This is a genomic window from Burkholderia sp. 9779_493 (assembly GCF_015712215.1).
Taxonomy (GTDB): Bacteria; Pseudomonadota; Gammaproteobacteria; order Burkholderiales; family Burkholderiaceae; genus Burkholderia; species Burkholderia cenocepacia.
On the sequence record NZ_JACCQA010000043.1, the window covers coordinates 1 to 19,097 of the forward strand.

At 64.7% G+C, this 19,097-nt stretch carries 24 protein-coding genes; 11 read left to right on the plus strand and 13 right to left on the minus strand.

What is annotated here, in order from left to right:
- On the plus strand, positions 1-1,328 hold a 1,328-nt coding region (locus tag H0X95_RS30765; protein ID WP_230878315.1), incomplete at its 5' end, for a helicase-related protein.
- Positions 1,329-1,386: 58 nt separating this feature from the next.
- On the opposite strand, the gene arsH is transcribed toward H0X95_RS30765, so the two are convergent.
- Genes arsH through H0X95_RS30790 form a run of 5 tightly spaced genes read right to left on the minus strand, consistent with a single transcriptional unit; the run spans position 1,387 to position 4,445 of the window.
- Complete coding sequence (arsH, locus tag H0X95_RS30770) at positions 1,387-2,109, minus strand: arsenical resistance protein ArsH (RefSeq protein WP_330165503.1); 723 nt, start codon at positions 2,107-2,109, stop codon at positions 1,387-1,389.
- Positions 2,102-2,524, minus strand: coding sequence for an arsenate reductase (glutaredoxin) (arsC, locus tag H0X95_RS30775; protein WP_011804686.1), 423 nt, complete (start codon positions 2,522-2,524; stop codon positions 2,102-2,104). Before arsC ends, arsH begins: the two co-directional genes overlap by 8 nt.
- 16 nt (positions 2,525-2,540) lie before the next feature.
- Positions 2,541-3,617 (minus strand): ACR3 family arsenite efflux transporter, encoded by a 1,077-nt coding sequence (gene arsB / locus H0X95_RS30780; RefSeq protein WP_023108447.1) that lies wholly within the window; start codon positions 3,615-3,617, stop codon positions 2,541-2,543.
- 10 nt (positions 3,618-3,627) lie between these two features.
- Positions 3,628-4,122 (minus strand): arsenate reductase ArsC, encoded by a 495-nt coding sequence (locus H0X95_RS30785; RefSeq protein ID WP_011804684.1) that lies wholly within the window; start codon positions 4,120-4,122, stop codon positions 3,628-3,630.
- Between the two features lie 2 nt (positions 4,123-4,124).
- The gene (locus H0X95_RS30790; protein WP_023108449.1) at positions 4,125-4,445 is read right to left on the minus strand and encodes an ArsR/SmtB family transcription factor; all 321 of its coding nucleotides are present in this window, start codon (positions 4,443-4,445) and stop codon (positions 4,125-4,127) included.
- Positions 4,446-4,613: 168 nt separating this feature from the next.
- Here H0X95_RS30790 and pilL2 point away from each other — a divergent pair, with 168 nt between their 5' ends.
- From pilL2 to H0X95_RS30825, 7 genes are read left to right on the plus strand one after another with little or no spacing between them, the layout of a single operon-like run.
- Positions 4,614-5,180, plus strand: a complete 567-nt coding sequence (pilL2, locus tag H0X95_RS30795) for a PFGI-1 class ICE element type IV pilus protein PilL2 (RefSeq protein WP_011804682.1) — start codon at positions 4,614-4,616, stop codon at positions 5,178-5,180.
- Positions 5,177-5,812: a hypothetical protein gene (locus H0X95_RS30800; RefSeq protein WP_011804681.1), complete on the plus strand. Its 636-nt coding sequence runs from the start codon at positions 5,177-5,179 to the stop codon at positions 5,810-5,812. Before pilL2 ends, H0X95_RS30800 begins: the two co-directional genes overlap by 4 nt.
- A 16-nt stretch (positions 5,813-5,828) precedes the next feature.
- Complete coding sequence (locus tag H0X95_RS30805; RefSeq protein WP_058343380.1) at positions 5,829-6,554, plus strand: TIGR03759 family integrating conjugative element protein; 726 nt, start codon at positions 5,829-5,831, stop codon at positions 6,552-6,554.
- A complete protein-coding gene (locus H0X95_RS30810; RefSeq protein ID WP_024767279.1) occupies positions 6,536-7,126 on the plus strand; it encodes a transglycosylase SLT domain-containing protein in 591 nt (196 codons plus the stop codon). The genes H0X95_RS30805 and H0X95_RS30810 overlap by 19 nt, the downstream gene beginning before the upstream one ends.
- Positions 7,123-7,671 (plus strand): integrating conjugative element protein, encoded by a 549-nt coding sequence (locus H0X95_RS30815; RefSeq protein ID WP_033961852.1) that lies wholly within the window; start codon positions 7,123-7,125, stop codon positions 7,669-7,671. The genes H0X95_RS30810 and H0X95_RS30815 overlap by 4 nt, the downstream gene beginning before the upstream one ends.
- A gap of 4 nt (positions 7,672-7,675) precedes the next feature.
- Positions 7,676-9,868, plus strand: coding sequence for a type IV conjugative transfer system coupling protein TraD (gene traD, locus H0X95_RS30820; RefSeq protein ID WP_023108452.1), 2,193 nt, complete (start codon positions 7,676-7,678; stop codon positions 9,866-9,868).
- Positions 9,865-10,614, plus strand: coding sequence for a TIGR03747 family integrating conjugative element membrane protein (locus tag H0X95_RS30825; protein WP_023108453.1), 750 nt, complete (start codon positions 9,865-9,867; stop codon positions 10,612-10,614). Before traD ends, H0X95_RS30825 begins: the two co-directional genes overlap by 4 nt.
- Before the next feature lie 40 nt (positions 10,615-10,654).
- Here H0X95_RS30825 and H0X95_RS30830 read toward each other — a convergent pair whose 3' ends face one another.
- From H0X95_RS30830 to H0X95_RS30865, 8 genes are read right to left on the minus strand one after another with little or no spacing between them, the layout of a single operon-like run.
- Positions 10,655-13,279, minus strand: a complete 2,625-nt coding sequence (locus H0X95_RS30830) for an AAA family ATPase (protein WP_110159228.1) — start codon at positions 13,277-13,279, stop codon at positions 10,655-10,657.
- A 9-nt stretch (positions 13,280-13,288) separates the two neighbouring features.
- Complete coding sequence (gene nucC, locus H0X95_RS30835) at positions 13,289-14,014, minus strand: CBASS effector endonuclease NucC (protein ID WP_003050273.1); 726 nt, start codon at positions 14,012-14,014, stop codon at positions 13,289-13,291.
- A 38-nt stretch (positions 14,015-14,052) separates the two neighbouring features.
- Positions 14,053-14,955 (minus strand): CBASS oligonucleotide cyclase, encoded by a 903-nt coding sequence (locus H0X95_RS30840; protein ID WP_003090158.1) that lies wholly within the window; start codon positions 14,953-14,955, stop codon positions 14,053-14,055.
- Positions 14,955-15,455 (minus strand): type III CBASS phage resistance system CD-NTase-associated protein Cap7, encoded by a 501-nt coding sequence (gene cap7 / locus H0X95_RS30845; RefSeq protein WP_003090159.1) that lies wholly within the window; start codon positions 15,453-15,455, stop codon positions 14,955-14,957. The genes H0X95_RS30840 and cap7 overlap by 1 nt, the downstream gene beginning before the upstream one ends.
- Entirely contained in the window at positions 15,452-15,922 is a 471-nt protein-coding gene (cap8, locus tag H0X95_RS30850) for a type III CBASS phage resistance system CD-NTase-associated protein Cap8 (protein WP_003090160.1), read from the minus strand. The genes cap7 and cap8 overlap by 4 nt, the downstream gene beginning before the upstream one ends.
- Positions 15,919-16,833, minus strand: coding sequence for a CBASS system CD-NTase-associated protein Cap6 (cap6, locus tag H0X95_RS30855; RefSeq protein ID WP_003050256.1), 915 nt, complete (start codon positions 16,831-16,833; stop codon positions 15,919-15,921). Before cap6 ends, cap8 begins: the two co-directional genes overlap by 4 nt.
- 17 nt (positions 16,834-16,850) lie before the next feature.
- Complete coding sequence (locus tag H0X95_RS30860; protein WP_003153636.1) at positions 16,851-17,426, minus strand: PIN domain-containing protein; 576 nt, start codon at positions 17,424-17,426, stop codon at positions 16,851-16,853.
- Positions 17,423-17,893, minus strand: a complete 471-nt coding sequence (locus H0X95_RS30865; RefSeq protein ID WP_003050245.1) for a helix-turn-helix domain-containing protein — start codon at positions 17,891-17,893, stop codon at positions 17,423-17,425. The genes H0X95_RS30860 and H0X95_RS30865 overlap by 4 nt, the downstream gene beginning before the upstream one ends.
- A gap of 203 nt (positions 17,894-18,096) precedes the next feature.
- Here H0X95_RS30865 and H0X95_RS30870 point away from each other — a divergent pair, with 203 nt between their 5' ends.
- Genes H0X95_RS30870 through H0X95_RS30880 form a run of 3 tightly spaced genes read left to right on the plus strand, consistent with a single transcriptional unit; the run spans position 18,097 to position 19,086 of the window.
- The gene (locus H0X95_RS30870; protein ID WP_003090167.1) at positions 18,097-18,480 is read left to right on the plus strand and encodes an integrative conjugative element protein, RAQPRD family; all 384 of its coding nucleotides are present in this window, start codon (positions 18,097-18,099) and stop codon (positions 18,478-18,480) included.
- Positions 18,477-18,710, plus strand: a complete 234-nt coding sequence (locus H0X95_RS30875) for a TIGR03758 family integrating conjugative element protein (protein ID WP_003050225.1) — start codon at positions 18,477-18,479, stop codon at positions 18,708-18,710. The genes H0X95_RS30870 and H0X95_RS30875 overlap by 4 nt, the downstream gene beginning before the upstream one ends.
- A gap of 16 nt (positions 18,711-18,726) precedes the next feature.
- Positions 18,727-19,086 carry a TIGR03745 family integrating conjugative element membrane protein gene (locus H0X95_RS30880; RefSeq protein WP_003090173.1) on the plus strand — a complete coding sequence of 120 codons (360 nt, stop codon included), beginning with the start codon at positions 18,727-18,729 and terminating at the stop codon, positions 19,084-19,086.
- Positions 19,087-19,097: the final 11 nt, after the last annotated feature.

The following is a 19,097-nucleotide window of genomic DNA, read 5'->3' on the forward strand; positions in this document are numbered from 1 at the left end:
AAAGGCTTGAGCCGTATGAGGGGAAACTCTCACGTACGGTTCTTAGGGGGGGATGGGCCAGCAATGGCCTGTCCCTACCCGACTACCTGCCGCAAGGCACGTTCGACCTGCTCATCGCCGACGAGGCCCACGAGTACAAGAACGGTGGCAGTGCCCAAGGCCAGGCCATGGGCGTGCTGGCAGCGAAGGCTCGCAAGACCTTGCTGCTGACCGGCACGCTGATGGGCGGCTACGGCGACGATCTGTTCTACCTGCTGTTCCGAGCCCTTCCCGGGCGGATGATCGAAGACGGCTACCGCCCGACCACGAGCGGCAGCATGACCTCGGCCGCGATGGCGTTCATGCGCGATCACGGTGTCTTGAAGGACATTTATTCCGAGAGCACCGGCACGGCGCACAAGACCGCGAAAGGCACGAAAGTCAGTGTCAGAACGGTCAAGGCCCCAGGCTTCGGCCCCAAGGGCGTGTTGCGCTGCATCCTGCCGTTCACGATCTTCCTGAAGCTCAGAGACATCGGCGGCAACGTGCTTCCGCCGTATGACGAAGAGTTCCGTGAGGTCGCAATGGACACGGCGCAAGCCGCGGCCTACCGCGATCTGGCGGGTCGGCTGACCGCGGAGTTGAAACAGGCTCTGGCGCGACGCGATACGACCTTGCTGGGGGTGGTGCTCAACGTGCTGCTGGCCTGGCCGGATTGCTGCTTCCGGTCGGAAACCGTGGTGCATCCGCGCACGCGCAACACCTTGGCGTTCGTCCCGGCTCAGTTCAACGAGTTCGAGATCAGCCCCAAGGAGCGTGAGCTGATCGAGATCTGCAAGGAAGAGAAGGCCCAGGGCCGCAAGGTCCTGGCCTACACGGTCTATACCGGCACACGCGACACGACCAGCCGGTTGAAGGTGCTGCTGGAGCAGGAAGGTTTTCGGGTGGCGGTGCTGCGCGCAAGCGTGGATGCCAGCCGTCGCGAAGACTGGATTGCGGAGCAACTGGATCGTGGCATCGACGTGCTCATCACCAATCCCGAATTGGTCAAGACGGGGTTGGACCTGTTGGACTTCCCGACGATCGTATTCATGCAGTCGGGCTACAACGTGTACTCGCTCCAGCAGGCGGCACGCCGCTCCTGGCGCATCGGGCAGAAGCAGCCGGTGCGCGTGATCTACCTCGGCTACTCCGGTTCCTCGCAGATGACCTGCCTGGAGCTGATGGCCAAGAAGATCATGGTCTCGCAGTCCACCTCGGGCGACGTGCCCGAATCCGGGCTGGATGTACTCAACCAGGACGGTGATTCCGTCGAGGTCGCACTGGCCCGGCAATTGGTCGCCGCCTGAACTTCACGCAATGCCGACGACCGAGAGGTCGTCGGCTTTTTTTCAGCGCCTCGCAGCGTCAAATTGCACCTTGCCGTACACGCCTGGACAGTGATTCAGCGCTCTCCTTGCGCTCGCTGTACCGATCCACCAGATAGGGGACCGCGTCGCGCGTGAGCAGCGTGAACTTCATCAGTTCTTCCATTACGTCCACGATGCGGTCGTAATAGTCCGAGGGCTTCATGCGCCCGGCCTCGTCGAACTCCTGGTACGCCTTGGCGACCGAGGACTGGTTCGGGATGGTCAGCATCCGCATCCAGCGGCCCAGCACGCGCATCTGGTTGACGGCGTTGAAGGACTGCGAGCCGCCCGATACCTGCATCACTGCCAGCGTCTTGCCCTGGGTCGGGCGCACCGCGCCGACCGACAGCGGAATCCAGTCGATTTGCGTCTTCATCAGGCCGGTCATCGCGCCGTGGCGCTCCGGCGAACTCCACACCATGCCTTCGGCCCATTGCACCAGTTCGTGCAGTTCCTTCACCTTGGGGTGATCGGCTGGCGCATCGTCCACCAGCGGCAGGCCGGACGGATTGAACAATCGGGTCTCGCCGCCCAGCGCCCGCAGGATGCGCGCCGCTTCTTCGGCGGCGAGGCGGCTGAACGAGCGTTCTCGCAGCGAGCCGTAGAACAGCAGGAAGCGCGGCGCGTGCGTGACCCGTGCCGGCGCGAACAGGTGTTCGGTGTCCGATTGCTGGAACAGCGCCGCGTCGATGTTCGGCAGGTCGAGACGGGATTCAGACACGGCGGCCATCCTGATCGACCACCGGTTCGCCGTCTTCCTTGCTGAACGCGCCGCGCTGCGGCTGCGGCAGCAGGTCGAGCACGGCTTCCGAAGGCCGGCACAGGCGCGTGCCTAGCGGCGTGACCACGATAGGCCGGTTGATGAGGATGGGATGCTGGAGCATGAAGCCGATCAGGTCGTCGTCGCTCCACTTCGGGTTGCCCAGGTCGAGTTCGGCATAGGGCGTGCCTTTCTCGCGCAGCACGTCTCGCACCGGAACGCCCATCGCCGCGATCAGCGCCTGGAGCGTGTCGCGGTCGGGCGGCGTTTTCAGGTACTCGATGATGGTCGGTTCCTCGCCGCTGTTGCGGATCAGGCCCAGCACGTTGCGCGAGGTGCCGCAGGCTGGGTTGTGGTAGATCGTGATGGTGCTCATGGATGCCTCTTGGAGATTACGAAGTGGTCGCGCGGCGTTCGTACCAGCCGCGTGAGCGATTGACCACGCGCACCACCAGCAGCATGACCGGCACCTCGATGAGCACGCCGACCACTGTTGCGAGTGCTGCGCCGGAATGGAAGCCGAACAGGCTGATGGCGGCGGCCACGGCCAGCTCGAAGAAGTTGCTGGCACCAATCAACGCGGATGGCCCCGCGACGCAGTGCTTTTCGCCCGCCTGGCGGTTGAGCCAGTACGCCAGACCGGAATTGAAGAACACCTGGATCAGGATCGGCACCGCCAGCATGGCGATCACCAGCGGCTGCCGGATGATGGCCTCGCCCTGGAAGGCGAACAGCAGCACCAGCGTCAGCAACAGCGCGGCGATGGACAACGGGCCGATGCGTTCCAGTGTTCGATCGAACACGGCCTGCCCCTTGCTCAGCAGCGCCCGGCGCCAGAGCTGGGCCAGGATGACCGGAATGACGATGTACAAACCCACCGACACCAGCAAGGTGTCCCACGGCACCGTGATCGACGACAGGCCCAGCAGCAGGCCGACGATGGGTGCGAAGGCGAACACCATGATGGTGTCGTTCAAGGCCACTTGCGACAGCGTAAATACCGGATCACCGCCAGTCAGCCGACTCCAAACGAAAACCATTGCGGTACACGGTGCAGCAGCCAACAGGATCAGGCCGGCGATATAGCTGTCGAGCTGATCGGCGGGCAGCCAGTCGGCAAAGACGTGGCGGATGAAGATCCACGCCAGCAGCGCCATTGAGAACGGCTTGACGGCCCAATTGATGAACAGCGTGACCCCCATGCCCCGCCAATGCTGGCGCACCTGGCCGAGCGCGGCGAAGTCCACCTTCAGCAGCATGGGGATGATCATTACCCAGATCAGCAGGCCGACCGGCAGGTTGACCTGGGCAATCTCCATGCGGCCGATGGCCTGGAATGCGGCGGGCGCGAACTGGCCGAGCGCGATGCCGGCGACGATGCACACCGCCACCCATAGCGTCAGGTAACGCTCAAAACCGCTCATCGCGGAGTTTGCGGGCGCGGTGCCGGCGGTATTGGTTGCACTCATCGCGCGGGCCTCACTGACGGCCGATGTCGCGCAATTCGCGCTGCAACGACATGGCATCGAGACTTTTGATCGGCAGCGACAGGAACAACTCGATGCGTCGGCGCAGCGTCATGGCGGTGTCGAAGAATGCTTTGCTTTGTCGTTCCTGGGTGCCTTCCACCGCGGCCGGGTCAGGCACGCCCCAATGCGCCGAAACCGGCTTGCCCGGCCACAGCGGACAGGCCTCGCCGGCGGCGTTGTCGCAGACAGTGAAGATGAAATCGAACACCGGCGCATCGGGCTTCAAGAATTCGTCCCAGCTCTTGCTGCGGTAGCCCGTTGTCGGCAGGTGCAGCCGCTCTAGCGTAGCGAGCGCCAGCGGGTGAACCTCGCCTTTCGGATGGCTGCCTGCCGACCAGGCGTGAAACCGCCCCTGGCCTATGTCGTTGAGGATGCCTTCGGCGAGGATGGAGCGGGCCGAATTGCCCGTACAGATGAACAAGGCGTTGTAAGTGGTATCGGTCATGGTCAGCAGCAGGTCTTGGATGGAGAAACCTCGCATACGCCACCTTGGCAGCAATGCTCGGTCAGGTAACCGATCAGACCGTCCATGCGGCCGTACTCGGCGCGATAAATCAGGTTGCGACCCTGCTGCTCGATGCTGACGAGGCCAGCATGGGCCAGCTCCTTCAAGTGGAACGACAAGGTGTTGCGGGCCACGTCGAGCTGGTCGGCTAGCGTGCTCGGGGTCAGTCCGCCCGGCCCAGCAACGACCAAGGCGCGGAACACGCGCAGGCGCTGGGTGTGAGCCAGGGCGTTTAAGGCGGAAATGGCTTGATCTTCTTGCATGATTCGATAATACAACAAGTATTGAATCAATGTGCAAACCACGGTTGGGTTTGCGGGTTGCGCTATGTGTTGGACTGCAAAAGCGGGTAGCTCCGAGTTCGCATTCCTGACTGACCGCGCCGCCGCGCGCGGCCAAGGTATCGGCATCGCAACAGAAGAGCCGATGCCATGCCCGCAATCCATGTATCCCGGCACCTGGTCGGCGCCGGCCTCCTGGCCGCAGCCTTGGCCAGCGGCTGCGCGACCACCACGGCGCCGCTCGCACCCGATGCCATCGAGGAAGTCTCGGCCGCGCCCGAACCCGAGGCGCCCGAGTACATCCCGGTCGTGCGCTACGGCCGCTACACCCTGGTCGAGTTGGCACCCACGGCGGCGCAGCGCGACCTGCTGTTGCAGACCATCGACGTGTCCATGCCCGAGGATGCCCGCGCCACGGTTGGCGACGGGCTGCGGCATGTGCTCAAGCGCAGCGGCTATGGCCTTTGCGAGACCGCGCATGCCGTGATCGAGCTGTACGCGCTGCCGTTGCCTGCGGCACATCTGCACCTCGGCCCTATGACCTTGCGCGATGCGCTACTCACCCTTGCCGGCCCGGCCTGGGACCTGCACGCCGATGACCGGACGCGACAGGTCTGCTTCGAGCGGCACGGCCGCGATGCAGATGCCGATCCGGTTCCCGAACCACTCGCCACCGAGGCGGTGCAGACGTTCCCGCTCGCGGGAGGTCAGCCATGAACAACGCACCACGGCCTTCCCAGCGCTCGACCGCCGCCGTGATCGTGCAGAGCCTGCTCTGGCTTTGGCTGATCGGCCTGAGCGTCTTCGTTGCCCTGAACCACCAGGCGATGAATGGCCTGGCCGACCAGGAACGGGTGGATTCCGGCCTGCAGCAGCTCGAAGCACAGGTGGTCGGGCTGACCGAGACCGTACAGCAGCGGCCGGCTACCGCAACCGCGGCGGAATTGCAGCACATCCGGCAGGCGCTGGAAGCCCGCATCGCGCAGGTTGAACAGGCGCTGGGCGGCCATGCCTCCAACGACGACCTTCAGGCCCTGCGCGCCGAGGTCGAGCAGGCCAAGGCTCGCCAAGCGACGGTTCGTGCCGCTGTGCCTGCGCAGCCGCGCTCACCAAGCAAGGCCGCCGCCAAACCTGAGCCTTTCCCGTTGCCGCTCCGCATCGTGGGTGCCGAACTGCGAGCCGGCCAGCGCAGCCTTTCCGTTGCACCAGCGACGGGCGAGTTCACTGCCGACCAGGTTCACGTGCTGCTGCCCGGCGATGCGGTCGGCCCGTGGCGCTTGCAGGCGATCGAGGGCAACACCGCCGTCTTCCAGGCCGGCGAGCAGACCCGCCGTTTGGCGATTCCCTGACGGAGACCGTCCCGCCATGAAGCCCTCGATCTTGCTCACCCTGTTCCTGCTGGCCGCAGCGCAGTTGCCCGTCTGGGCGCAGCAGCCCGCCACGGCCCAGTCCCGCAATGCCCAGAGCCAGGAGCGTCCCGTGATCGGCCGCATCCTGGACGACCGCGTGGCGAGCGACTGGGGACTGCAACCGCAGGAGTGGGCGCGCTACCGCGAACTGATGGAGGGGCCGCTGGGCATCTACTCGCCCAACCTGGACCCGCTTTCCGCGCTGGGCGTCGAGGCTCGCTCCGATGAAGAGCGGCGCCGCTACGCCGAAATGCAGGTGAAAGCCGAGGCAAGGCGCGTCGAGAAGTTGCTTGCCTACCAGCGCGCCTACGACGAAGCGTGGCAGCGCCTGAACCCCGGCATGCAGCGAGTGAACCTCCCCGATGATCTGCCGACCGCCGCAGGCGTGCGCGGCAGTAGCCGCACGGCGGTGTTCGTCAAGGACGGCTGCGCGGCCTGCGGGCAACTCGTGCAGCGCCTGCAATCCTCGGGCGCCGAGTTCGACCTCTACATGGTCGGCAGCCGCCAGGACGATGCGCGCATCCGCGACTGGGCCAAGCGCGCGAACGTCGATCCGGCGCGCGTGCGCGCCGGCAGCATCACGCTCAACCACGACGGCGGCCGCTGGCTGTCGCTGGGCCTGCCCGGCGATCTGCCCGCCGCCGTGCGCAAAGTGAACGGCCAATGGCAGCGCCAGCCGTAGCCGTGTCCCTGCGCGCACTGATGCTCGCTGCCGGCCTGTATGCCGGTGCCGCCCTGGCCCAGGAGGTTCCGCCACCGGCTTACCAACTCGCTGCCCAGCGCGCAGGCATCTCCTCGACCGTGCTCTACGCCGTGGCCTTGCAGGAGAGCGGCATCCGGCGCAACGGGCGCCTGGTGCCATGGCCGTGGTCCCTCAACGTCGCCGGCCAATCGCGCCGCTTCGCCACGCGCGCGGACGCCTGCGCTGGCCTGCAGCAGGCGATGCGCGCCACGCCGCACACGCGCATCGACGCGGGCCTGGGCCAGATCAACCTTGGCTACCACAAGCACCGCTTCACCGGCGCGTGCGACCTGCTGGACCCGTACCGCAACCTGGCCGTTGCCGCCGAGATCCTGAAGGAGCAGCACACCCCCAGCGAGGACTGGCTGCTGGCGATCGGCCGCTACCACCGCCCCGCAGGCGGCGAGCCCGCCGCCCGCTATCGGCGCAGTGTGTCCCGCCACCTTGCCCGCGTGCAGGGCACGCGCCCAACCGCCGCGGTCTTCGCCGCGCGCCAGGAGACCTCCCCATGACGGAACCACATCCGGTCCATCTCGCGCTCACGGGCCTGCTCATGCTGCTGGCAGGCCTGCCGCTAGTCTCGCGTGCCGGCGAGCCGCTGATCGTGGTCGAAGACTGCGGCGGCACGTCGGCGCTGCCATACTACGAGGCCCTCAACCTCCAGCCGCGCGCCAATGCCTCGGCCCGGCCACCCATCCCGACGCCCCAGGTTCCCGCCACGCCAGTGGACGAAGCCGCGATGCTGCCGGTGCGCAGCGCCAAGCTCACACCCGGCACCGTCGCGCGGCGCGTGATCGAAGCACCCGGCCTGCGGCCGTTCGTGGTCATCGGCGACGACGAGGCGTCCCAGGCCTGGCTGCGCCGCCACGCGGACGCGTTGCGCGAGCGCGGCGCGGTCGGCCTGGTGGTCAACGTCGAGACCGCGCAGGGCCTGGCGCGGCTGCGCGCCCTGGTGCCGGGCGTACCGCTCGCGCCCGTGGCCGGCGACGACCTGGCCGATCGCCTGGGCCTGCGACACTACCCGGCGCTGATCACGGCCACCGGCATCGAGCAATGACGCCATGTCAGGCAAACAGCCGGTCGAGGTTCTGCTACGCCCAGCGGTGGAGCTATACACCGTCGCGGCGTGTGCAGGCGCCGCGTTTCTGTGCCTGGTGGCCCCATGGTCGCTCGCGCTGAGCCCTTCGATGGGCGTCGGCAGCGCCTTGGCATTCGGCGCCTACGGCGCGATCCGCTACCGCGATGCCCGTGTCATCCTGCGCTACCGGCGCAACATCCGCCGCTTGCCGCGCTACGTGATGACGAGCAAGGACGTGCCGGTCAGCCAGCAGCGGCTGTTCGTGGGGCGCGGGTTCCTCTGGGAGCAGAAGCACACCCATAGGCTGATGCAGACGTACCGGCCGGAGTTCCGGCGGTACGTCGAGCCGACGCCGGCCTACCGGCTGGCCAGGCGCCTGGAGGAGCGGCTGGAGTTCGCGCCATTCCCGCTGTCCCGGCTGCCCGCGCTCACGGGCTGGGACGTGCCTTTCAACCCCGTGCGCCCGTTGCCGCCTGTCGGTGGCCTGCCGCGCCTGCACGGCATCGAACCCGACGAGGTGGATGTCAGCCTGCCGCTGGGCGAGCGCGTCGGCCACTCGCTGGTGCTGGGCACCACGCGGGTGGGCAAAACGCGCCTGGCCGAGTTGTTCGTCACGCAGGACATCCGCCGCAGGAATGCTGCCGGCGAGCATGAGGTCGTCATCGTCATCGATCCCAAGGGGGATGCCGATCTCTTGAAGCGGATGTACGTCGAAGCCCAGCGCGCTGGCCGCGAAGGCGAGTTCTACGTCTTCCACTTGGGCTGGCCGGACATTTCGGCACGCTACAACGCGGTGGGCCGCTTCGGCCGCATCAGCGAAGTGGCGACCCGGGTGGCGGGGCAGCTCTCCGGCGAAGGCAACAGCGCGGCGTTCCGCGAGTTCGCATGGCGCTTCGTGAACATCATCGCCCGCGCCCTGGTGGAACTGGGGCAGCGCCCGGACTACATGCTGATCCAGCGCCACGTCATCAACATCGACGCGCTGTTCATCGAGTACGCCCAGCACTACTTCGCCAAGACGGAGCCCAAGGCCTGGGAGGTGATCGTCCAGATCGAGGCCAAGCTCAACGAGAAGAACATCCCAAGGAACATGATCGGGCGCGAGAAGCGCGTGGTGGCGCTGGAGCAGTACCTCTCCCAGGCGCGCAACTACGACCCGGTGCTCGACGGGCTGCGCTCGGCGGTCCGCTACGACAAGACCTACTTCGACAAGATCGTTGCATCGCTTCTGCCGCTGCTGGAAAAGCTCACCAGCGGCAAGATCGCCCAGCTCCTGGCGCCGAACTACTCCGACCTGGCCGACCCACGGCCGATCTTCGACTGGATGCAGGTGATCAGGAAGCGAGCCGTCGTCTATGTGGGCCTGGATGCGCTGTCCGATGCCGAGGTCGCCGCGGCGGTCGGCAATTCGATGTTCTCCGACCTGGTTTCGGTCGCAGGCCACATCTACAAGCACGGGATCGACGATGGACTGCCGGGTGCATCGGCTGGTGCGCGCGTGCCGATCAACGTGCATGCGGACGAGTTCAATGAATTGATGGGTGACGAGTTCATTCCGCTCATCAACAAGGGCGGTGGCGCGGGCCTGCAAGTCACCGCCTACACGCAAACGCTCTCGGACATCGAGGCCCGCATCGGCAATCGCGCGAAGGCCGGCCAAGTGATCGGGAATTTCAACAACCTGTTCATGTTGCGCGTGCGCGAGACGGCCACCGCGGAACTGCTGACGAGGCAGTTGCCGAAGGTCGAGGTCTATACGACTACCATCGTCTCGGGCGCGACGGACAGCTCAGACATCCGCGGCGCGACGGATTTCACGTCGAACACCCAGGACCGCATCAGCATGTCCAGCGTGCCGATGATCGAGCCGTCACACGTCGTCGGCCTGCCCAAGGGCCAGTGCTTCGCGCTGCTGCAGGGCGGCCAGCTTTGGAAGGTACGCATGCCGCTGCCGGCGCCGGACGCGGATGAAGTGATGCCGGCGGACCTGCAGCAACTGGCCGGGTACATGCGCCAGAGCTACAGCGAGGCCACGCAGTGGTGGGAGTTCACCAGCTCGTCGGCCTTGCAGGATCCGGCCTTGCCCGACGACCTGCTTGACGATGCCGCTGCGGCCGAGCCCGGCGCGGTGGCCACCGGCGCCGACGATGGCGCGGACAACGAGGCCGTGCCATGAAGGATGCCGCCTCGACCGCGCAGCGGGAGCAGAACAAACGCCAAGGCTTGATCGTCGGCACCATCACCTTACCGTTCCGGCTGCTCGGGGTGCTCATTGGCTCGCTGCTGTTCTCGATCGCGGTGGAGTGCGTCGGCATGCACCTGTTCTGGAAGGACCAGGGCTGGCGCCACTCCCAGCAGATGCTGCAGTACGAACTCGGGCACCTGTCCGACCACTTCACGCGCAGCGTGGTCGTGCAGGAGCCGGGGCGCACGGCGCACGAGCTGGTGGATACCGGGTACGAGTGGGTGTTCGTGCGCTCGGGGTTGCTGGAGCGCATGAGCCAGACCGCCGAGCGCGTCCGCTCGGCCAGCCACGGGCAGAGCCGCAACTTCCGCTACTACATCAGCCAAGTCTATGTCTGGGCCGAAAGCTACCTGATCGCTGCGGCCTTCACGACGCTCACCTTCCTGGTGCGCCTGCTGGTCCTGGTGCTCACGCTGCCCCTGATCCTCACGGCGGCATTCGTCGGCCTGATTGACGGCCTGGTGCGACGGGATGTGCGCCGGTTCGGCGCCGGCCGCGAATCCGGCTTCATCTACCACCGCGCGAAGGCCAGCCTGATGCCGTTGGCCGTGCTGCCTTGGGTCACCTATCTCGCTCTGCCCATATCGGTGCATCCTCTGGTCATCCTGCTGCCCAGCGCGGCGTTGCTGGGGATGGCAGTCAGCCTGACCGCAGGCAGCTTCAAGAAGTACTTATGAGGTGACACGGGCGGCACTGCTCTGCAAAGCCGTGTGCCGTTCATCGGTTCTGCAGGGTATCAAGAGCAGCATCCAACGCCGTAACCGCCTCGACGACCGTTCTTACCGTCGCCCGATCGAACTCATGATCGCGCTGAGCGTCGTGCACACCGCTATTGAGGTAACCCCATTCAATACTCGTACCGCTGACATTGAGCAGCCTGACCAACGCCCCTACGGCATCCGGCGCACCCGCATGTTGCGCCGCGATACGCTCGACGGCCGACCGCAACTTGGTGCATTTATTGTTCAGCTCCCAAGGCGCGCGGGGCCCGCTCAGCTTGATGTCGATCCGGCCGTCCGCCCGCCGACCCAGCCACGTCCACAGGCGGTCCGTCAGACTCTCCAGCGCCGGCCGGGCCTGGCGCAGTGCCTCGCGTTTCTCGTCAGCCGCCAACGCCTGCTGGGCCAGAAGAACATAGTTCTTCGCTGGCGGGTCGCTGTCGACCCGCAGTTCGTGCTCTCCCTGATGCGGGAGAAACTTGTAGCGCTTGATGGCCGCGGCGCGGCGCACGCCCAACTCCTGCTGGATGCGGTGCAGGAACTCCTCTGCGTGCGAGGTGAGGATAACCTGCTTGCCGTGGAGCAAACCGTCCTCGAAGAAGGTACGCCAGATGCCATCGCGATGGTCGTCGTCTATCGCATTGACGACGTCATCGAAGATGACCACGGGGCAGCCCTGCGCGAGGTTCTTGGCAAGCAGAATCGCCAGACCCAAGCATTTGATGTGCCCTTCGCTGAAGACGATCAACGCGTCGTAGCGCACGCCCGGCTCGCCGGCGAACTCCACCTCGATCTTGCCGTTCTCGGCCACGGGCAACCACAGCGCGTGCAGCAGATCGCCGGGCGGATCGGCCCGGTTGAATGCGTTGTAGAGATGGCGGGCTTGGTCTCCCAGCCCCTGTAGCAGAACCCCCGGCAGAGCGGTCAGGTATGCCTGAATCTCGGGTAGGAAGCCGTCGTAGGCGGCCTTGACCCGCTGATGGTGCACCACCACCGGCATTTCGTCCGTGGCCGCCTGGATTAGGCCGCGGTTCGCGTCGTCGAACTGGGCCACGGTTTGGCGGGCGGCCGCCAGCTCCTGATCCGCAGTCGTGCGCATGGTCCGCAGCCGTTCGATCTCCAGCTGATGCTGTTGCAGGCGGTCCCGCTCCTGGGCCATCGCGCCGCGCTGGGCATTCACGTCGCGCGCCTGCGCGTCGAAGCCTTCGATGATCTGTGCGATCCGTAAGAGGGCTTGCCAGGCGCGCTGGTCCCCATTCACCCAGCCGCCGAGCCAATTGCCCGCCGACGTGGGAGGCAGCAGTGGCAGGCCCGCGGCCTGCGATTCGGCAGGACAAGCGACCCCAGCCGCCGCCACCACGCGGCGCATTTCGTCCCACAGCGCTCGGACCGCCTCGCTCAACTGCGTCCGATGCCCGGCCTCTTGCTGCTGCAGGACGGCCAGTTGCGCGAGCTGCTCCAGGCCCATTCGCGCCCTGGCGAACGGGTCCTGTGCCACAGCGGCCAGTCCGGTTCCACATGCCGGACACACGGTCGCCCCGTCCGCCAACGCTTGCACGGCCTCGTAGAGCTTCGCGTACGACACCTCGCCCGCGCGTGCCGCGAGTTGCGCGGAAGACGCTTGCCACAGTCCCTGGACGCGGTAGGCCTCTGCCAGCAACGCTTGCAGGCGGGCCTGGGTCACCTCGTGAATGGCAGGCGGGTTGGCGTCCAGCTGAGCCTGGACATACGGTAGCCGTCCTTGCTGCTGCGGCGTACCCAGCAGCCAGTCCACGCAGGCTTGATAGGTCGCGCCAGGTGACATGCGCTGCGCCAAAGCTTGTTCCAGGCCCTCGACCGCTGCGATCTTCTGCGGGTAGGCGGCGATGGTCTGTTCGGAGTTCGCCAACCGCAGGCGACGCTGCGCCAGCTGCGCCGCCTGCACGCCGGCAAGCATCAGGTCCTGACCGAGCGAGGGGTTGAAGCCGCGCACGAACTCGCTGAACTGGTCCACGCCGAACAGGGTGGCGATGAGCTGGCGCTGATCGCTCGGGGTCCGCGCGGCGATTCGGGCGAAATCGTCGAGGCGGTTCTTCTCGATGAAGCAGAAGCGATACTCAGCTTCGTCGGGCTGGACGGCCTGCGCTTCGCCCGCCGCCGTAGACGACAGGACTGGCGCGACGTGGCGGCGCAGGCGAGCGTTGTTGCAGTACGTCCGCTGGTCGACCCGCTTGGCCTGCGCTTCGCTGATCGAACCGAGCATCGCCACTTCCAAGGCTTCGCAGAAGCTGCTCTTGCCGGTGCCGTTGGCACCGTAGACCAAGGTGATGTCATGGCTGAGGTCGAACGTCTCCTGCCGCATGAATCCTCGAAACGGCCCGACTTCGAGCTGGTGCAGTCGCCCGAGCGCCGGCCCGTTTTCGGGGCCGCGCGCGTCCCCGTCGTAGGCGACAGGCATCTGCGCCAGATGCGCGATGGCCAGCGGCGCCAAGCGCGTGGAGCGCCCCCGGCGTGCAGCACCGACCTCGGCCAGTGGCTGCAGGTGATCGAGCACCAGGTGCGCCAGCCGGCGCACGTCGTCGTGCACGTGCCGCTGCGCCAAGTGCGCCAGGAACCGGTGGTACTCCGAACGTATGCTTGCCACAGCGCCCCCTCACTTGGTCAACCACTGACCGTAAGCCTCCACATCGATCATGGGGACCGTTCCACTGAACTGAAGCTGCGCGATCAGCTTGAAAAGAAACGCGGTCGCCGGCTTGTTTTCGTTGGTGTAGCTGTACGCGCCGCTGGCTTGGTCATAGAAAAAGTGCCCGTGGGCGGCAACGCATCCGATGTCCAGACGCCCCTCGGTGAGGTTTGCGTTCAGCGCCTTGTCCATGGATGGACCCAATGCAGGACTCCATTCGCTCTCGAAGGTGAGCAAGCCACCCAGAATCGGAATCAACGGCTTCGCTGGGTAGGTCCCGCCAGCGTGCGGGATCGGCAGGCTCGTGCGGTGCAGCCTGCGCACACTGGCGACCTTCTCCTGGGCATAGGCCACAAGCCCCGCGTCAGCCGTCTGCTTGGCCTCGAAAACGGCGTACACGCTTTCGGCTGGAATGATCGTCTCGTTCTCGTAGGTGAAGATAAAAGGCGAATATTGCCGATCAAACACCACCACATCGATCTGCTGGCTGAAGTTCCCCAGGCTGTCCACCACATGCGCCTTGGCCGCCTGGTACCGTTTGGGCAGATAGGTATCCAGCATGTCGATCCAGACGTTCTCGCTCGCATCCCCCTTCGTACCCGGGTGACCGAAGGTCTTGCGTACTACGGACAAGCGCTGCTGGATGTCCTCATGCAGGGACGACAGGAGCTGGGAAAGCGACCACTGGGACATGCTGTACCTCGATGGGACGTGTATGGAAGCCGATGGAATCAGGACAGTGGGAACTTGGGGCCAAACAGTGCGCGCCAGGCGCGAAGCGCTTCGATATTGCGACCACGACGCGCGTGGTCGATGGCGATGCTTGCGTCTTGGCTCGCCTGGAACAGCAGCTGCTGCGCGCGCTGCTTGCGCGCGGCATCCATATCGTTGCTGATCGCCGGGCCAAGTCCGGCGGGATCCGGCCACTCGTCATGAACTCGATCGGCAAGCGTGGCAAAGAACGACTGGATCTCGCGATCGAACGATCCTCCCCAGCCGCCGTAAAGACACTCAAGGGCCATTACCTCGATCAGGAACGAGGGCTTCACCGGCTTCAGATCGCCGTGCTTGGGATTGTTGTTCCAGTACTTCACCATGCGCACGAGACCTTTCCACTCATTGGCATAGGCTTGGTGCGCTGCGGTCGCCTTGTCCTTATGGATCTCCGGGTCCGTCTTGATCCACTTTCCGGACGCCGTATCGGGGATCTCATACTGGTCGCCGGTGTCGAATGCGGGCACCGCATCCACGCTGACCACCCGGTAGTCCGTGTTGTCCTCCGCGTCGATGTGAACACCGAAATCCACGTTGATCGAGCGCGCCTGTTTGCGCACGGCCGCCGAACCGTATTTCTCCACCAATGCAGAGTGGAAATCATCCAGCACTACCGATGCGGCCTTGCCGTGGTAATGCTTCTCCGAGTCCTTCAGCACGAAGAAGATGTCGATATCCTTGAGCGGCTTCGTCTTCGTGTATCGAGCATAGGAACCGGTCAGGAAGCTGCGCGCAATGCCGAACTTGGTCTGCAGGTAGTCCCGCACTTCGTTCTGGCGTTGCGAGGCATTCTTCTGTTCGCGTTCGTTGAGTTCCAGACGCGACTTGAACTTGCGAAAAGCTTCATCGATCGACAGCATCAGCGTTGCCTCCAATATCCGGCCTGACCCGCCAGGCCGCTGTGTTCGACAGTCGAGCCTAGGCTCTGCTTGACCATTCCATCCGTCGAGCGATAACTTCCTTTGCTCCATCCCTCCACATCAGGTCGCCCTGGCTTTGTATCGAGCATTAACTTGTACTTGGCCTGCGATGGCAGCAGCCCAGCTTTCTTGATCGCGTACTTCAACTGCTCGGTATCTGTCCAGAAGCTGCCGTCGCCATCGGACCACCCATACACGATGTCGATATCCCATCGGGTCACGAGCTTGTCGGTTGCCGGGTTGTAGATCTCCAGAATCACCTTGCGCAGATCACCGGTCCCGAGCCACGTCTTGATGGCTCGGGTATTGCTCTCCCAGCGATCCGCAAAGTGCTCAGGGTCCAGCCCACTGAGCAGGATGATGTCTTTCAAGCTCTTGAGGATGTTGTCGGTCACATAGGTAACCGAGTGCGTGTACGAGTAGGTGGCGACGGTGCTCATGACTTGAGGAAACCTCCGAGGTCGAGCGACAGCGCTTGCCCAGCATCGGCCTGCGCCTGCGTGGCAATTCCTTGGCTCAAGTCCCGTGCAATGATGCGAGAACTGTGCTTTTTGAGCGCGCTTTGCACCCAGCCTAGCTGCTCCTTCGGACACGGCAGCGAGACTCCCCAGTCTCCCTTCAACGGCTCGAACCCCAAGACTTCTTCGTTGGCATCATCACCATCGATCGCGTCTTCGTCGAAGAGGCAGTAGATCCTGGTCCGTGGTCCATCGCATGTCGCAACGATGGGCGCGCTCTTGGGTGCCTGGTCGGCGATCAAGCTGGCGGCCACGCCCGTCACGGCCCTGAGTTCAGAGCGAGCCGTGCCGTCCTTGCCCTGAGTGAGCAGTTCGACAATGGCATCCCATGTCTGCAACGCATCGCGGTGCGGCGAGCTGCGAAACGTCCGGCTGACAACGGTGGTCATTTTTGCTTCCCTCCTTGAAGGCGCATTTGCTTTGCCTGTCGTATCGCACTGCGCAGGTGCTCTACGGAAAGCTTGTTCGGATCGATAGCCACTTGCGGGTCGGCCGCGAGGGCGTTGGCTACGACCTTGCGAATGGCCCGACCATCCAATCCGACGCACTCGCCAGCGCACGCGTCGAACTGGTGAGCCGAGGAAAGCTTGCCAATCCCCGGAAATGTCTTTGCCAGGCCATTCAGGCAGTCCACTAGGATCTGCTTGCAGGCATCCTTGCCGGGCAGTGGCACCTCCATCACCATGTCGCAACGAGATAGGAAGGCACTGTCGACGGCCTGTGGGAAGTTGCTGGTGGCCACGAACAGCAGATGCGGGTTGCGTTCGGCCAACATGTCCAACTGCACCAACACCGCGTCGGTGGCCCGGTGCACATCAACCGGGTTGGCTTCCAGGCTGAGCTTCGCTCGATCAGCCGCAAGCGTTTCGACCTCGTCCAGAAGGACGATCGTCGGGCCCGCCGCTGCGGATTCTGCGATCGATTGCGAGAACAGGTCTGCCACGGCGCGTTGAGTCTTTCCCATTGCAGAGCTCGTCAGCGTGTGAGGCTCCACTTCCAGCAATCGAAACTTCGCAGAAGAAAAAGATTCGGCCACACGATGCGCCAAGCCCCGTGCCAAGGAGGTCTTCCCAGTCCCCGGCGGGCCGACCAACAAGATCACGCCGTGCAGGGGGAGTACCGTGCGCTCCACCTTGGGGCGCACCGTGAAGTTGACGATCGCTTGTGACAGCAACTGTTTTTTGATGGCTTCGTCCATCACGATCGAATCCCACAAGTCACCCAGCGACTTATCCGGCAGCTTCCAGCTTCGATGGATGCCTTTCGGCAAAGTGGCGTCTGATGAAGGATTCTTGGTCATCCGTGGCTCTCGGCGGGTCAGAGAATGGTGCGATAGGTCGCCAGCACCTTGGTCGTTTGCACAAGGCCTTGGCGCAGCAGGATTTCGAGATAGCGGTCCACATCGATCGGCGGATGCTTGAGTTGGGCACGCTGGCGCTGCGCAGCCGACACTACGGCGGCCGCATCCAGATCCAGCAGGTTGTCCACAAACTCATCGGGGTGCTGCGATTCGATGCCGTACGGAGCCAGCAGATCGTTCGGGAAATCACGTTCGTTGAACGTCACAATCACGCTCGCACCGCAGCGAATCGCCGCAGCCAGGACGTGCCGATCGTTCGGATCGGGTAATGTCAGGCCTGCCACGAGCGCTTCGTAGCCCTCCACCAAGCCGTCCGGAATGGCCCTGTCCATGAGATCCGACGTCCTGTCGACCTGAACCCGGGTGAGATCGGGGCGGTTGATCAACAGATTGCGTTTCCACTCCTCATGAATGGCTTGGCTCCACCGCGCCCGGAAGCGGCCAGACAGGCCGAGCCACATCAGGAAATCCCGCAGTGGCGCGGGATATAGAACGCACGCGTCGTAGACGGCGGTGAATGGGGAATGCCTCATTCGTATCCCATTCCCAACTCTTGCGACTGCTGAGCGAGTTCGGCCATCGCCTGCTCACTGGCGCGCTCGCGCGCTTCCTTGTACTGCATCAGATCGGCGAACCTCACCCTGCGGTGCTTGCCGGTGCGATGAAATGCCAACACCCCATCTTCTAGCAGCTTGACGAAATGGGGACGGGACACGTTGAGCAAGTCCGCCGCCTCTTGGGTCGTCAGCTCTGCATGGACGGGCACCACCTTTACTGCATTGCCATCGGCCAACTCGGCCAGGATGTCGACCAGCAGGCGTAAAGCCGAGGTAGGCAGTTCCACCTGATGAGCCTGTTTGTGGTCATCAAAGATCTGGATGTGCTGCGTCTCGAACTGGGTTGCGAGGTAAGCCGCCAAGGCACGTTGACCCTGGACGGCTGCCTTAACCTCTCCCGCGGCGGGAAGGGTCATCTTGGATTGGGCAGTGGCGGTGGTCATGGGTAGCTCCTAAGCGAAAACGGTTGCAGAGCCGATCATATTCGAAACACTCGAAAAACGCAATAATCGAAACTCGACCCGGGCTTTTGTAGGTTCGCTCGCGGTATGCCCAATCCGGTCGTCCGCCAGTTCCTATTGTTTGCGGCCTAAAACAGCCCTGATCTCCACGATCACCCCATTGCTGATCACACAGGAATGGCGCGATGGTGGCTTCGATCTGGCTGCGCGCCGCGCATCGCGGCGTGCCCACTTTTCTCGTGACGGCCCTCCTGCTGGGTCAGTCCCAGATGGCCTTGGCCGAGTCTCCGGCACAGCGCCAGGAGCTGGTCGCCGCACTGCGCCAGCTCGACGCGCTGGAGCGCACCGTCGCGGACAGCGCCGCGCATGCCCCCATCCAGCCGGGCGAGCGCTACCACTTCGACTACCCGCGGCTGCTGGCTGACCTGGCGCGCGTTCGCGCCGGCATCCAGTTTCACCTGACGCCATCGCGCGCTCAGCCGCGCGACCCCTCCGAACTGGCCGGCGACTACCGCACCGAGCGGGCGGCCGAGCCGCTGCCGGCGACGACTGCGGGGGGCAAGCAATGAACGGCGCCCAGGTCTCGGCATTTCAAGCCAACAGCGGCATCGCGCCTTCCGCAATGGCGACCGTCCTGGTCGGCGTCGTGTTCGCGGTCCTGCTCGTGTGGGGCGTCTGGGCCATCCGAACGGCCTACGTGGGGTGGTCCGAGAGCCGCCTCAACCAGCGCCAGTTCCTCGGCGTCTGCATCCGCTTCGTCGCGATGTACCTCGTCCTGAGTTTCTTCCTTCTGTCCTGACCTGAAAGGCCCGACCATGCACAACCGCAACCTCACTTCCCGTTTTGCCCAGCGCGCCGCCGTGGCCCTGGGCGCCGCAGCGCTGCCCGCGCTGTCGTTCGCGCAAGGTCTGCCGCAATTGGAGAACCCCACGCGCGGCACCGGCAACGGCATCATGGAGACCATCCGCAACTACGGCTACGACATCATCATGCTCGTGGCCCTGCTGGTGGTGGCGTCGATGTTCATCGGCGTCTGCTACCACGCCTACGGGACCTACGCGGAGATCCACACCGGCCGCAAGACGTGGGGCCAGTTCGGCCTCACGGTCGCCATCGGCGCCGTGCTGCTGGTGATCGGCATCTGGCTGCTCACCGAAGCTACCGGCATCCTGTAAGCGAGGCCGGT